Source organism: Methanocalculus chunghsingensis, assembly GCF_018132105.1.
Taxonomy (GTDB): Archaea; Halobacteriota; Methanomicrobia; order Methanomicrobiales; family Methanocorpusculaceae; genus Methanocalculus; species Methanocalculus chunghsingensis.
Genome location: NZ_JWHL01000002.1, coordinates 79,186 through 92,775 on the forward strand (window position 1 = coordinate 79,186; position 13,590 = coordinate 92,775).

At 50.9% G+C, this 13,590-nt stretch carries 18 protein-coding genes; 2 read left to right on the forward strand and 16 right to left on the reverse strand.

The genetic code is table 11. The features are described 5' to 3' along the window. Nucleotides 1-14 precede the first annotated feature (14 nt). The 4 genes from psmB to RJ53_RS01950 all read right to left on the reverse strand — a co-directional run bounded on the left by psmB (nucleotide 15) and on the right by RJ53_RS01950 (nucleotide 3,091). Nucleotides 15-656: an archaeal proteasome endopeptidase complex subunit beta gene (psmB, locus tag RJ53_RS01935; protein WP_211529925.1), complete on the reverse strand. Its 642-nt coding sequence runs from the start codon at nucleotides 654-656 to the stop codon at nucleotides 15-17. Nucleotides 657-734: 78 nt separating this feature from the next. Beyond that, the gene (locus RJ53_RS01940; protein WP_211530091.1) at nucleotides 735-1,583 is read right to left on the reverse strand and encodes a CBS domain-containing protein; all 849 of its coding nucleotides are present in this window, start codon (nucleotides 1,581-1,583) and stop codon (nucleotides 735-737) included. Between the two features lie 5 nt (nucleotides 1,584-1,588). Continuing rightward, nucleotides 1,589-2,017 (reverse strand): universal stress protein, encoded by a 429-nt coding sequence (locus tag RJ53_RS01945; protein WP_211529926.1) that lies wholly within the window; start codon nucleotides 2,015-2,017, stop codon nucleotides 1,589-1,591. 42 nt (nucleotides 2,018-2,059) lie between these two features. Continuing rightward, nucleotides 2,060-3,091 carry an amidohydrolase family protein gene (locus RJ53_RS01950; protein WP_211529927.1) on the reverse strand — a complete coding sequence of 344 codons (1,032 nt, stop codon included), beginning with the start codon at nucleotides 3,089-3,091 and terminating at the stop codon, nucleotides 2,060-2,062. Nucleotides 3,092-3,142: 51 nt separating this feature from the next. Between RJ53_RS01950 and RJ53_RS01955 the strand changes: the two genes are divergently transcribed. After that, entirely contained in the window at nucleotides 3,143-3,301 is a 159-nt protein-coding gene (locus RJ53_RS01955; RefSeq protein WP_211529928.1) for a preprotein translocase subunit Sec61beta, read from the forward strand. Here the strand turns inward: RJ53_RS01955 and RJ53_RS01960 are convergent. Next, a complete protein-coding gene (locus RJ53_RS01960; protein ID WP_211529929.1) occupies nucleotides 3,293-4,051 on the reverse strand; it encodes a coenzyme F420-0:L-glutamate ligase in 759 nt (252 codons plus the stop codon). The two genes, RJ53_RS01955 and RJ53_RS01960, sit on opposite strands and share 9 nt — an antisense overlap. 217 nt (nucleotides 4,052-4,268) lie before the next feature. Between RJ53_RS01960 and RJ53_RS01965 the strand changes: the two genes are divergently transcribed. Then, nucleotides 4,269-4,541, forward strand: a complete 273-nt coding sequence (locus tag RJ53_RS01965; RefSeq protein WP_211529930.1) for a DUF1922 domain-containing protein — start codon at nucleotides 4,269-4,271, stop codon at nucleotides 4,539-4,541. A 2-nt stretch (nucleotides 4,542-4,543) separates the two neighbouring features. Here the strand turns inward: RJ53_RS01965 and RJ53_RS01970 are convergent, their stop codons facing one another. The 11 genes from RJ53_RS01970 to RJ53_RS02020 all read right to left on the reverse strand — a co-directional run bounded on the left by RJ53_RS01970 (nucleotide 4,544) and on the right by RJ53_RS02020 (nucleotide 13,590). Then, nucleotides 4,544-5,311, reverse strand: a complete 768-nt coding sequence (locus tag RJ53_RS01970) for a formylmethanofuran dehydrogenase subunit C (protein ID WP_211529931.1) — start codon at nucleotides 5,309-5,311, stop codon at nucleotides 4,544-4,546. Between the two features lie 20 nt (nucleotides 5,312-5,331). Then, entirely contained in the window at nucleotides 5,332-6,387 is a 1,056-nt protein-coding gene (locus tag RJ53_RS01975) for an RRXRR domain-containing protein (RefSeq protein ID WP_211529932.1), read from the reverse strand. 221 nt (nucleotides 6,388-6,608) lie between these two features. Continuing rightward, nucleotides 6,609-8,324: a formylmethanofuran dehydrogenase subunit A gene (locus RJ53_RS01980; protein WP_211529933.1), complete on the reverse strand. Its 1,716-nt coding sequence runs from the start codon at nucleotides 8,322-8,324 to the stop codon at nucleotides 6,609-6,611. After that, nucleotides 8,317-9,609: a formylmethanofuran dehydrogenase subunit B gene (locus RJ53_RS01985; protein ID WP_211529934.1), complete on the reverse strand. Its 1,293-nt coding sequence runs from the start codon at nucleotides 9,607-9,609 to the stop codon at nucleotides 8,317-8,319. The genes RJ53_RS01980 and RJ53_RS01985 overlap by 8 nt, the downstream gene beginning before the upstream one ends. Then, on the reverse strand, nucleotides 9,599-9,988 hold the full coding sequence (locus RJ53_RS01990; RefSeq protein WP_211529935.1) for a molybdopterin dinucleotide binding domain-containing protein: 390 nt from the start codon (nucleotides 9,986-9,988) through the stop codon (nucleotides 9,599-9,601). The genes RJ53_RS01985 and RJ53_RS01990 overlap by 11 nt, the downstream gene beginning before the upstream one ends. Further along, nucleotides 9,985-10,587 (reverse strand): 4Fe-4S binding protein, encoded by a 603-nt coding sequence (locus RJ53_RS01995; protein ID WP_343221809.1) that lies wholly within the window; start codon nucleotides 10,585-10,587, stop codon nucleotides 9,985-9,987. Before RJ53_RS01995 ends, RJ53_RS01990 begins: the two co-directional genes overlap by 4 nt. A 4-nt stretch (nucleotides 10,588-10,591) precedes the next feature. Next, on the reverse strand, nucleotides 10,592-11,677 hold the full coding sequence (locus tag RJ53_RS02000) for a hydrogenase large subunit (RefSeq protein ID WP_211529937.1): 1,086 nt from the start codon (nucleotides 11,675-11,677) through the stop codon (nucleotides 10,592-10,594). Next, the gene (locus RJ53_RS02005; protein ID WP_211529938.1) at nucleotides 11,674-12,129 is read right to left on the reverse strand and encodes an NADH-quinone oxidoreductase subunit B family protein; all 456 of its coding nucleotides are present in this window, start codon (nucleotides 12,127-12,129) and stop codon (nucleotides 11,674-11,676) included. Before RJ53_RS02005 ends, RJ53_RS02000 begins: the two co-directional genes overlap by 4 nt. Then, entirely contained in the window at nucleotides 12,126-12,503 is a 378-nt protein-coding gene (locus RJ53_RS02010) for a DUF1959 family protein (RefSeq protein WP_211529939.1), read from the reverse strand. Before RJ53_RS02010 ends, RJ53_RS02005 begins: the two co-directional genes overlap by 4 nt. Further along, on the reverse strand, nucleotides 12,503-12,751 hold the full coding sequence (locus RJ53_RS02015) for a hypothetical protein (protein ID WP_211529940.1): 249 nt from the start codon (nucleotides 12,749-12,751) through the stop codon (nucleotides 12,503-12,505). Before RJ53_RS02015 ends, RJ53_RS02010 begins: the two co-directional genes overlap by 1 nt. Beyond that, nucleotides 12,748-13,590: a respiratory chain complex I subunit 1 family protein gene (locus RJ53_RS02020; protein WP_211529941.1), complete on the reverse strand. Its 843-nt coding sequence runs from the start codon at nucleotides 13,588-13,590 to the stop codon at nucleotides 12,748-12,750. Before RJ53_RS02020 ends, RJ53_RS02015 begins: the two co-directional genes overlap by 4 nt.

Here is a 13,590-nt window from a genome sequence, read left to right on the forward strand (position 1 = left end):
TTTGTAAAAAAAAATCAGTTGCGGAGGGAGGCTGCTATCTGATCAAGTTGTGAATCATCCAGCACCTCAAACTTCTCCTTTGTAATAACAGCGAGTTGGAACCCTTCTCCGGATCCGGCATCGCGCCGCATTGCGGATTTAAGGGATCGGACTGCAAGCTCAATCGCCTCACTCTCGGTCATGCCTGACGCATATCTGTCTTCAAGCACTCCAAAAGCCATCGGGGATCCTGACCCTGTTGCGACAAAATCATCTTCGCGGGTTGCACCGCCCATCGCATCAACCGAGTAGACTGAGGGGCCACTCTCATCGATTCCGCCGACGAGGAGCTGAACATAATACGGGAAGTACCTGTTCTGGTTGAGATAGTTTGAGAGGAGGGTTGCGGATGCTCCGACAGTTATCCCACGCCCTCTCCGAATCTCAAAGAGGTTGCTTTCAACACTCATCAGTCGTGCCAGCTGCTGAGCGTCACCGACACCCCCGGCTGTTGTCATTCCGATGGCATCGGTGATCTTATAGATCTTCTTCGCGTTTTTACTAGCGATCATATATCCCATGGTCGCTCGTTTCTCTGTCGCAAGGACGACACCTTCTGAGAAGACGATCCCTATGGTCGTCGTCCCATGCATAATCTCCTGTGGCTGTTGCATCATGTATATGCCCCCAAAAATCAGAACGCAAAAAATGTTTGGCGTTGTTCCTTATTTGGTGATTACTTAAGATAAATATTTTTATTGTGGTTTGTTATTGAGCAGGACCTTGATCAGGTCGCGATCAAAGAGCATGGAGACAAGCCTCTTGTCACCGTTGACGACAGGGAGCTGGTCAACTCTGCCTCTCTTCATCTTCAGTGCACATTCACTCACCCCGGCATTCACCGGAACAGCAATCACCTTCTTTATCATTGCAAGCTTGACAGGTTTATCTGGCAGTTGAATACGTGAGATCCCATAGGAGATGACATGCATATCGCGGATGCTTTCCCAGGTCCATTCGTCATCATCGGTTCCATTCGAGAAGTCACTGACCTCGATATCATCTTCGATGCAGGAGCATCTGATGAGATCACGCTCGGTGATGATACCATCAAGCTTATTTTCCGAGTCAAGAATCGGGATGGCATCAGCATGCCCGATCTCCATAATCCGGCCGACAACCGTAAGGGGTGTCTCATTCCAGAGTGCAAATGTCTTTGAGACAAAATGCTGCCGGATCTCATCGGTAATTTTGAGCTGTGCAACGGCACCAACGAGATCGGCGACACTGATGAGGCCAATGAGTTTTCCATCCTCAACGACAGGAAGACGGCGGATATTTTTGTTTATGATAATATCCGCTGCTTCCCTGAGGGTTGCCTCCGGTGAGATTGTGATTGGATCATGACTCATCAGGAGTGCGATCTGCGATTCATGAGGATTTCTAAGGAGATCTTTCCGGGTAATGATCCCGATGAGTTTGCCATCCTTCATTACAGGGACACCACTGATTCCGGTCCTCTTGAGGATCTTCAGGATCTCATCCCGATTTGCCGGTGTGTCAGCAGTGACCACATTCCTGGTCATATAGTCACGAACAAGCATCACGCTTATACTCTCACCACCATGGTGGAAATCGTGCTGTATTTGACCACATGAGCTGAGACGCTTCCAATTAAGAGGCGATCAATCTGGGATTTGCCACGTGACCCAACAATGATCAGATCCACCCCTTCTGCCTCTGCGGTATTTATGATCTCGTTGCCTGCATGACCGGAGAGAAGGTGCTTTTTCAGGGATATACCTGCATCCTGCGCTTTCTTCTCTGCAGTATCAAGGAGTCTCTCTCCTTCCTGTTCAAGGAGGCTATAGATGACTTCCCAGGTGTTATCCATCGGTACCGACGAGATGAGGCCGGTCTCTATGATATACACAGCATGAAGTTCCGCCTTCCATCCGCGGGCCATATCGATGGCCTGCTCAAGGACGTTCATGCTGATCTCTGAGCCATCTATGGCGACCAGTAGCTTGTGAAACATGGTATCACCAAAATAAGTTCTTGTATATTTGGTACTGATCAATTAAAAAAGAATCCTCTCAGGATGGTCAGATCCCCCGCGTGTAACGATCGTCCGACAGGGATCATGTGAGTATCTGAGGTTCGATTGTTCAGCATCAATCATAATGATCGGGGTCTTCTGCCCTTCAGAAATGCGATACATGGATCCTGATAGCGTGGATCCGGCAATCCCCATCTTCAGGATGTCCCGCGCAGAAACTGAGGTGATCACAGAGAGAAATGCCATCTCGCGCCAGAGGTCCGGCTGGATAAACATTGCATTATCCGTCCCAAGGAAGACTGTGCATCCAAGCTCAATCATCCTCGCAACGGGAGGTGCGGCGGCAGAATGTGTCACACCAAGTACCCAGTTTGAGCGTGGACAGATGGCAATCGGAATCCCTCTGTCCGCACACTCCCGGAGATCACGATCCCTTGCATGAGTGCAATGGATGAGAAGATCAGGATCGCAGGAGAGCGCCCCTTCAATATCATGATGGTCCCGCTCACCTGCATGGATGGCAATCAGCATCCCCTTTCTCCGCGCCTCGTCTATCTGCCTCTCATAATCCCGGATATCACGGACACTGCTTATACCAAGACCGTCTGCATGCACCTCTCCTCCATCCCGTCCCAGTATGAGGGGGCGGATCCCAAGACCGGCTGCCGCCTCCTTCAGGGCACTGACACCGGGATGACCTCCCTCACGGAAGTCGGCAAAACCTGCTGTTCCGGTTCGCTCCATATATTCCATCGTCGAACGCATAGCTGCTGTGAGTGTTCTCTGATCGGTTGCCCGGAGGATACGGTGCTTGAGGCCATCAGGAGGTGCGACGATTGATGCCAGATCACCGGTTATGGGTGTGTCCATTGCGACGGTATCACCGATATGTGTGTGTGCATTGAAGAGGCCCGGCAGTATGAAACTGCAGGGCGCGGCCCTGATCTCTTCGATGGATCGGATGGTCCCGTGTTCAAGATATATGCGAACATGCAGGGGATGCAGGTCATCGTCAAGAAATGCAAGCCCTTCAAGGGAGCGTTCAGACTCCATAGCTATCCATTGACCGCCCTTTTATATATAGGCAATGAGAAACCATTGAGCATGGCAAAGAAGAAAGGCGGGAGAATGATTTCATCAGCAGGTCTTGTTACATACTATGACAGCGAAGACCGACGAGCCATCACCATTAATCCAAAGACCGTTTTTGCGGCAACGATTGGAATTGCAGTATTCATTTATATCTTAAACCTCCTATACTAACCTGTTTTCCCGGCATTCTCTCAATGCCTCCCGAATGAGATCTTCTTTTTCCTTAAAGTAGAGCATATCATGCCCCTTCCAGACTTCCATATTTCTGAAGATGACAGCAGGTACTCCCTTATTGCTCTCTCCCATCATGAAGTTTGCAAATCCGGCTATCTCATCGACGACCGCCTCTTCCGTGATGAGCAGTTCATGGCCGAAGAGATCATGATCTCCACGAAAGTCACGTATTGCTGTCATACCACTCCATCCGATGGCATGGCCGGTCTGGCCCCGTCGGAATGCCCTGCCACAGGTGTCGGTAAGGATGACACGTACATTGATGCCGGTATCTGCCAGGATCTCCTCTCTCAGTGATGAGGCAGCTGCCATGGGATCCTCTGGCAGAAGGATGATGATCCCATCTTCGACATTACTATGGTCAACACCGGCCCGTACCCCGATATGGCCTGAGCGAAGCAGGGAGAGGATAAATGGTGCGTCGATGATGATCTCCTCGGATGCATCAAGTACTGCCTGCACAAATGCAGGATCTTCATGCGTATTCCCGGCGATCCTGATGGCCTCTTCTGTTGGCGTGATGGTTGAGAGATGCCGTATATTACCAACCGACTTTGAATAGACAGAACTTGCAACACAGAGTATGTCCCCATCCTTAAATCGGATCTTTTCGGCGATGAGCTGCGCCAGGTTATCCCCCGGCTGGATAATGGGGAGGCCCTCCACCCCGATGACTTCGACTGACATCTGAGATCTTCTGTTCTGTGTTGATCCAGATTAAGATTTGTACTTGAGTCCATCAACATGGAAAAGAAAAGAGAAAATTTTAGTGGCTCAAACCTTGAAAATAAAGCAGTATTGGTATTTCTCCAGTTTCGGGAAACACCCTGAGTCATCATTAGAGATGCTGGTCTTGTCCCTTTCCGATACCTTTATCACCAAATCCGCAGACAACGGCATACGCATGTACCATGTCATCCGGTGTCCGGGGTGCCGGTCATTTACCTATATTGATCATCTTCAGCGTTGGCGGCTCTGCCCGGTCTGTGGCGAGATCATCAGCGGAGCACGAGCGCCGGTCTATCTTGAGGTGGAGAGCTATGAAGAGGCTGAGGATATCATCGGCAGGCTTGAAGAGTACCTGAAAAGGGCGAGCCGGGATGAACTCACCGATGAGGAGATCGCCCGCCTTCGCACCACCTATGCCCGATGGGTGAAGGCGCACATTCCAACCTGAACTCAGCTCAGATACCCGTATCTGGCAACATAAAGATCGCCATGGCCCCGGTTGGCGACATCTCCTCTGAAATGGTGGAGCTGGAGTCCGTCCCGATCAACACAGCCGATCCGCTCGAAGGTTGGGATCATCTCATCTGCATATCCATAGACATAGCATGTACCAGCAGACATATTCGCGCATACCCGGCTGCAGTCCCCCAGAATGATCACCGTGCCTCCTTTCATCTCAGCACACGGGTAATCACCGGTATTCCCACGGATGATCACCTCACCACCGGCGATATGCTCGCATGCAAAGTCTCCGACCGATCCGACAACCTCGATCGATCCGCCCCTCATCCCCTTGCGGCCGCCACGGTATCCGGCACCACAATAATCTCCCGCATCTCCATGGCAGATGATCTCGCCCCCCTTCATCTCACGGCCGAGCCACCCGTCAGCAGATCCCAGGATCTCGATACTCCCACCTGACATAAAATTGCCACAATGCATCCCGATGTCACCCTCGATGGTGATCGAACCGGCGGTCATCATCTCACCGACCCGTTTGAAGCGTGCGGAGTCACCCCGTATCTCGATAGCAACCTCCGCAGCCGAGGAGGCCTCTCCTTCAATATGGATATCCGCAATCCCATCAAGACGCATATGTCTGTTTCCGACAGCGATGATGATCTCTTCTCCTGAGAAGAAGGCGTCGGGTGTTATCATCTCGGCTTCGACCGGGATCAGCGGGTTATCCCTGTCCCAGAGGGTTATCGTCACTTTCATGATCTAATTAGGCAGGAAACTCACGACTTTAGTCGTGAGAGGAATGCCGATTGCCTAGTGTCGGCATAGTGTGTTGTTCTCCAAGCTATTCTGGTCAGGATTGTGCAGTCTGTTGGTTTTGCAGACTGGGTTAATCGTTTTCCTGTTTTGAAATGGTGTAATGAGAGCCGTTCTTTCAGGTTTCCTCCAATGTACGATAAACCGTGTTTGAAATGGTTGACTAATGTTCCACGGATTAGGTTCAGAGAGATCGTTCCTCCATAAGGTTTTCTGATCCCTCCTGTTTCGGGTTGGAGTCGGTGGAGTTGACGACGATGGAACCTGATCGGAGTCCAATAGAATAAACCTCGTTCTGTTGGTTGTTTGGCTCCGGAAACGTCTGCTGCCATGACCCAGGCATCTACTGCATGAGAGGAGAAGACAGGTTTGTTCTTCTGAGAGGTCTTTCTGAGGTTGAATCGATCCCGGAGATCTTTGGTTTCGTATCCGGTACGAAGATGGAGATCGAGGTTGAGAGATCGGATTGTACGGTAAAACCATTTTTTACCTACTTCTAAAGGAGAGAAGGTGGAGTTCCATCGTTTGCAGTTCTTTTTGGTTACTGCGGCAATATCTTCGACAACAACATTCGTTATCGGGATGATCTTCTGAAGTTGAGTCAGGATACGAAGTTTGGCGTTCCATCGTGCAAAAGTGCTTGGTGGGATGAATGATCTGTTTTTAAGACGATTTCTGAATCGTGCTGGTCGTCGCCAACAATTACGGAATCTTCTGGATCTTCGCATTGTTCGACGGGTTTCAACCGCCTTTTTGACATGCTTTGGTGTTTCAGACATACCGTTCAGAACGGTTTCTTGTGTACCAACAATAGACCAACCTTCAAAGGAACTACCCGGATCAATACCGATGACGAGAGGTTGGTTGTCTGGATTGACCTGATAGGTTAAGATGATGCAGAATATACCGAGTTTGTTCCAATAGGGTCTGGCTTTACCTTGTTTCAGTAAGAGCCGGGCTCTTGTCGGTGTTGTCGGCATGAGAGGTGTTTTGTTGATATCTAATACAGGGATTCGCATGAGGTATTACCTCCTCCCGGTTAAACCGGGGTGAAATGTCTCTTCGGAGTGGCAAGACAGGCGTAGCATCTGAAAAGATACATCGGATTCGGCGTGTCCGGAAGAGGGCAGAACTAGAGAAACATTCTGCCGTTCTTGTAGCCCGTAATGCTGCTGCATATCTGAGTATGCCTCCTAGTCTAACCGTTTAGTCTCGCGTAGCCGTTTGCAAGCCCCTGACTTTAGTCATGGGTGGTTGACAGATCCGTCTCCGTCCTGATGCAGTAGTTCCTGTGCAGGTACTCCTCCTGAACCGGATAATTACTCATTCTGATGCTATAGTAGCGCTCGAAATGTTCTTTGAACCGCTCATCGTGTGTCATATCATATTCAGAAGGAACATTTGGCTTCACCCAGAATGTGGTATTCTCACCATGAACCAAAGCATCACCCCTGCGGGAGACAACCCGGCCCCGCTTGATCGTATATTCGGTCTGTGAAAAGCCTTTGATGACCTCCTCATATTGTTGAGCCGGGTCAATATCATCAACCCTGATCGGGTAGACGGCGATATCGGCTTCAGCACCTGGAAGAAGATACCCCTTGCCGACACCGGTGATCCCCAGTGCTCGTGCCTGGCCGGCACGCGTCATCACCGCGATATCATGCCAGGTAAGTTCACGGTCGATTGCCGGAAGAGGAACCCTCTTGCCGGTGTCCTGGTGGACAGTTGCAAATTCAGCATCCCGATATTTTTTGCTCATCAGAAGTGCTATCACCTCAGGGTATTTGACGAACGGTGCACCATTTGGATTATCCGTTGCCAGGAGGCATTGCCATGGATTCTCAACAAGGAGGGCCAGTTCAAGGCCGATCGCCCACATGATGCTATTGACAAGGTTCTTCTTCCGGTAATTAACAGGAATGATCCCGGATCCGGTTTCAAGCTCGACATCATGGTTGCTCCACTTGTCATGGTGGAGTCGGTAGAGGTTAAACTCCATCGGCCCGTCTGCCGTCATCGTCGTCGTCCTGCCAAACATCACCTGACCCATATCGATGACGATCTGGGGGCGCATATTCACCTTTTGAGCAATCGGCTCGCTCTTTGAACAGAAGTCAGACCATCCGCTTCCACCATAGGAGTGGAACTGGACATGGGTTGCATACAGTGTCTGCCGGGTATCATTCAGATCAGGAACGATATCGAAGGTACCGAGAGTGCATGTGTAGTTGCCTGGTGTTCCCAGATTGTTACAATGGAGGTGGACCGAATGGGGGAGGTGGAGCAGTTCGTTCGCCTCGATTGCGGATCTGATGATCTCCGTCGGGGTGATATCGAACCGTGGCATCGTCTGATTGATGCATGAGACGTTCTTTCCAAAGCCCCATGCCTCGGTTCCTCCGGGATTGGTAAGCTTAACGGCAAACCCTTTCACTGCAGAGATTGTCCAGGCGATGATAGCCGCCGCCCGCTTGATATCCCCTTCTTCAATTGCACCAAGCATCCCCCAGTTCCCGTCAAAGAGGACATTTGCAAATGAGTCCTGAAGCGGGGTGAAGGCAAACTCCTCATGGGTATGTCTTGCCTCAAGTGGTGCCATTGCCCCTTCAACAAGACTGGTATAGCCAAGAGCACTATACTTGTAGCTGTTTCCATATGTCGTTGGAACACTGTACCCGGAGGTGACGTGCATCGCCCCTTTCTTCGGGGTCCTCCCTGCACGCATATCTTCAGGACTCATGTATCTCCCGAAGTTTACCTTCGTCCCGGATGTGTGGGTATGAGAATCGATACCGCCTGGGAGCGTGAGAAACCCTTCTGCATCGATCACGTCTGCCTTATCAGATACATACTCCACGATCCTCCCGCCATCCATTGCAATATCCATCATCTCGCCATTGATGCCTGATATCGGATCGATGACCCAGGCATTCTTCAGAAGAATCTCACCCATTTCCATTCAACTCCCTGACTCGCTCGCAGATTCTATCGAGAATCTGCTTATCGGTTGGAAATTCCGTCTCCACAACTTTCTTCATCCGGATTGGAACACCATCCATCCGATATGCGGTTCCAGCAACCTCAATTCCGGTGATCGCAACGGGGATCTGCACTTGGCAGAGTGCTGTCGTTGGATTAACACAGGGATCGATCTGAATGGTCGGTATTGCTGCCATATGTTCAATACAGGTTTTTGGGAAATGTGCACCAGGATCACTTGCCACAACAAGGCATGCATCAGGCTCTTTTCTGGCCAGTACATCGATGACGGTCGTCTCACCGGGATTATAAAAGGCGATCCCGCGTGAGAAGTCTACGGCAAACGGATATCCTGCCATCCAGGTGAGGACTTCATTGAAGCCATAGACATTGTAATGGCCACGCATTGCACTGATCGTAAACTTCGTCTTCCGGTTCAGTTCAGAGACGAGCTCGATCGCATTTCTGATATTCTTATACTTCCCCCGGGTCATGGAAACGCCAAGGCCGAAGAAGACAGCTCCATAGCGGGCTTTCTGGCAGAGATCAACGACCCGTTGCAACTGCTCCTTCTTGACGCCTGCGACTGTTGCCGGCACTACATCCCCTCGGCCGCGTACCATCGCACGGAGTGCTGAGAGAATGAGATAATCCCCTCCCGGCTTCACCTGGATGAACTCATCGGCAATCTTCGCCGTCTCGGACTCCCTGACATCGACGACGACGACTTTTCTGTCACTGACGGTATTTTCAAAGAAGTACCCGTCTGCATAGGTTGTATAGCGACTCAGATGACGGGGATGCGCCTCGATCGGATTACATCCCCAATAGATGACGAGATCTGCCCGGTTCTTGACCTGACCAAGTGTGCAGCCTGGATGGCCCACCTCCTGGATCGCAAGGATGGAAGGATTATGGCATACTGAGGTGGTGCTGTCGATGAGGGCGCCAAGCTCTTCGGCAAGATGAACTGCAGTCACCTGTGCCTCATTATAGGTTCCGCTCCAACCATAGAGGAGTGGACGGGTCGCTCCCGAAAGAATACGGGCAGTCTCCTCAATTGCCTCATCAAAGCTTACCTCTACCCATTTCCCCTCTTTTCTCATAATCGGGTGCTTCAGGCGCTGTTTTGAAAGGTACTTAGCATTACCAAGCACACAGCAGTTCTCAACACCGACAATACGATTGTTCTTAATCGTCAGGGTGATATCATCACAGAGACAACCGCAGAACGGGCATGGCACATCCTCAATTATCATAACGCAGCCCTCCTATTTCTTCCATAAGATCCCATACCGTCATGACAGGATCGTCTGTTGGCTCAATCTCGACCGGGATTGCCTTATAATCAGGCATCCCTGTTCCATGGCTGTACCCGCCGGTGATGGCATTTGCATATGGTCCAAGTGCAATAAAGACACATCCCTCCCGTAAAGTTTCAGTCTCTTCGGTTCTCAGGACGACTGACCCGGCAGCACTCGTTACACGGACTTTATCGCCCGACTCGATACCAAGTTGGAAGAGATCCATCGGATGGATGAAGAGGACCGACGTCGCCTCTCTGTAGCCTTGTGAGATCTTATGCTCAACAAATGCTCCCTGAGGGATCACCCTCCCGGAATTGAGGGTGTACGTCATAGCTTCCCTCCCTCCGTAGCCTCAACAACACGCGCAACCCGGATGGCATTGTTTGGACAGTGTTCCTCGCAGGTTTTGCATCCTGTACATTTCTCTTCATGAAGGATTTTGTTCTGGCCGGTATCAACCCGCATGATCACTTCGTTCGATCGTGATGTCCCACTCGATCGCAATGAGGGATCGATCTCACGATTCACCGGGCAGACCACCGAACAGTTTCCACATCCCATACAGGTCTTCGGATTAATGCTGATATGATAGGTCCCTGAGAGGAGCAGTTTCTCCTCTTTCTTTGTCGCAAGAATTCTCCCGCTTGCAAGGACATCCTCCGGGCATGCCTCGACACAGAGGCCGCAACGGATACAATGCCCTTTTGTGATTTCAGGTCTCCATACGCCTTCACGTTTCACAACAATGATCGCCTCAGGCGCAGGACAGATCATCATGCAGGCGAGACACTGCGTACATTCATTCTCTGTTGTTACGGGGAAGTCCCTGAAGTACGGCGGGGTCACCAGTGGCTCCGTCTTTGCTGTCAGAAACCGGCTGATCCATGCAGGGCGGAGGAACTCTCTGATATACCAGATGATCGATGTCACGACGCTACCTCTCCGTACAGGCGATGCAGGGATCTGAACTGATGAAGATCGACGTGATGTCAGCTGCCGACTCTGCATCAGTCAGCATCTCATGCGCACAAACCTGAATATTCATAATAGATGGTGTCTGAATTGCAATTTCAAGGATGCGGCCATATTCGTCGGTGACGAGATCATAGAGGAGTTCGCCACGCGGGGCCTCCATACGGTACTGGATCGATCCTGCCTGTATGACGCCGCCGCCGCGGACCGGTCCGGGCTGCATCTTTAAAAGAGCTGATCTGATCAGATTCACACTCTGAAAGACCTCGTCAAATCTTGCCATGATCCGCGCATAGTTATCTCCTTCATGACGCACGACAGGAGAAAATCCGAGCGCCTGGTAGGTCGGATGATCAGATCGACAGTCAACAGATATCCCGCTTGCCCGTGCAGTCGGACCGACAGCATATGCTGCCTCTGCCGCCTCTTTGGTGAGGATACCGATTCCTTTCGATCGAAGGGCGATGAAAGGGCCTGTCTCAAAGATCCTCACAAAACGTGTCAGCTCGGAATCAATATGATCAAGAGCAGATTTGAGGGATTCAGCCCTATCATCCGGGAGATCCCATCTGACACCACCGGGAATGATATATGCGCAGGTGACCCGTGCGCCGGTGATCAGCTCCAGCTGATCCATTACTGTCTCACGGAGATTGAGGACATACATCGCCAGTGTCTCATGTTCGATGGTATAGCAGTAGGAGTAGTTTGCGAGGAGATGACTCTGCATCCGGTCGAGTTCGTTGACAATGACACGCAGGTATGCTGCCCGCTCCGGAGGGATGATTCCTGATATCTTTTCTACCGCCTCGATGAAGGTGTAATTATGGATGACCGAGCAGATTCCACAGACCCGTTCTGCAAGGAACATCACCTCCTGCCAGGGGCGGCCACGCATAATCCGTTCGATCCCTTTCTTTACATATCCGAGCTCGACTTCTGCCGAGAGGACATACTCACCTCGTGTCTCACATTTAATCCGGCAGGGCTCCTTGAAAAGAGGGTGTACCGGACCGACAGGGAGGGATATGTCAACTGTCTTCTTCATTGCTTCTTCTCCTCGTAATCCTTGAAGATAAGTGGTGCCAGTGAGAGGATGGTGCTGATAATCTCTGTTGGACGTGGCGGGCAACCGGGAATCTCTGCTGCTATCGGGATATGTTTTGAGACCGGAGGATCGACAAGCGTCTCCGGCCGGTTAAAGACACAGCCTGATATAGGACAGTTTCCGATAGCGACTGCGACCTTTGGATGGGGAATCTTCTCCCAGAGGGGTTTGAGTTTATCTTCCCATTGCGGAGAGAAAGCGCCTGTAATAAGGAGAACATCAGCCTCACGTGGGTTATTATGTACATAGATCCCGTACTGCTCGATATCATAGCGCGGGGAGAGGCATGCAAGGATCTCGATATCACAGCCATTGCAGGATCCGACATTCACATAGCAGACATGAATCGATCGTGATCGGATGGTATTCTTCAGTTTCTGGATGATACTCATGATCTGATCAGCTCCAGAATTCCAGTTCTGCCTTCTTCAAGTGCAATCTCTTTCTCCAGTCCGCTCTCAATCTTCTCAATAACATCGGCTACTGCTTTCTGACCCGCATCCGGTGAAATAAGGTGTGTTGCCTGCGTCAGCATGTGAATACCGAGCTTTTGTTCAATCTCATTGCCTTTTTTTCGTGCGGCATCACATCGTGCTGGCAGGTTTTCAAGAAGAAGCATATCACATTCTTCAATGAGTATCTTTCGTGCCGCCTGAGGTTTTATACCAAGGATTGCGGCAATCTCGATTGTTACAGCATGATGCCGCCTGCTTTCGAGGATCAAAAGCTTCATCCGCCTGAGATCCTTCTCATACAGATATTCCATTATATCACTCCTCCTGCAAAGAGGAGACCATAGATGGCAAAGGTCAGGAGACAACACCAGATCAGGATCATCTCGTATTTCTTTGCCTGTTCTTCGTTTGAGGCGAATAATCGTGAGGCAAGACCGATCAGTATCAGGGATCCAATGATCGCAGCATAAAGGATCGATATCATGAATGCACCCTGGGCTATGAATAGCCCGATATAGAGTGCGACACCGGCGACCATCGAGAGTCGAATAAGACTCATGCAAAGACCCCCAGGTAAATGATATAACAGGCAACCAGGGCGGTTGTCACCGTCTGAACCGTCACTGAGTCATAGGGTGCGAGCATCGGTGTGGCTGCACAGACGAAAGAGAGTGAGATCATCAGGAGAAAGACGAGGAGGAGTGCGACCGGCACCCCGACCGGCCCGATGAAGATCATCACAAAGGCGTAGAGGAGGACGAAGGTCTTTAAACCGAACGCCGCATTCATAACGCCACGCCAGACCCCGAAGTGTTCGGTCCAGTATCCTGAGACAAGCTCTTTTGCCTCGACGATCGAGAAAGGGCCGTAGTGGATCTTTGAGAGGATCACCATGTACAACGCGATTGCCGCAGGAAGTGCAGGCAGGAGAAGCGGTCCGTTGATCACCTGGTACGCCTCGATATCCCTGAGCATCAGTGATCCGGTGATCAGGTAGATGAGAGCGACACTGGAGAGGAGCGGAAGCTCGGATGCCGCTGATACAACCGAGCGTATCGCACCAAACTTGGTATACGGCGACCCTGATGCAAGCCCTATTCCATGCTCGACGATCTTATGAAGGACATAGAGTGCGAAGAGGAGCAGAAGGCTCTCTCCTGCCATCAGGAGTGCAAATGCGGCCACCCAGAGACCGATTGATATGGCAACCACCCCGACATAGACGCCCTGGCTTGCGGTTTTTGGTATCCAGGTCTCTTTTGCAAGGAACTTAAGTGTATGGAGTATCTCCTGCCAGATTGGCGGCCCTGGCCTGCCCTGAACACGGGCGATCACCTTCCGGTGAATACCATGGAGGAGAAGGCCCGCAAAGATTGCTGCGAGGATATATTCTATCAT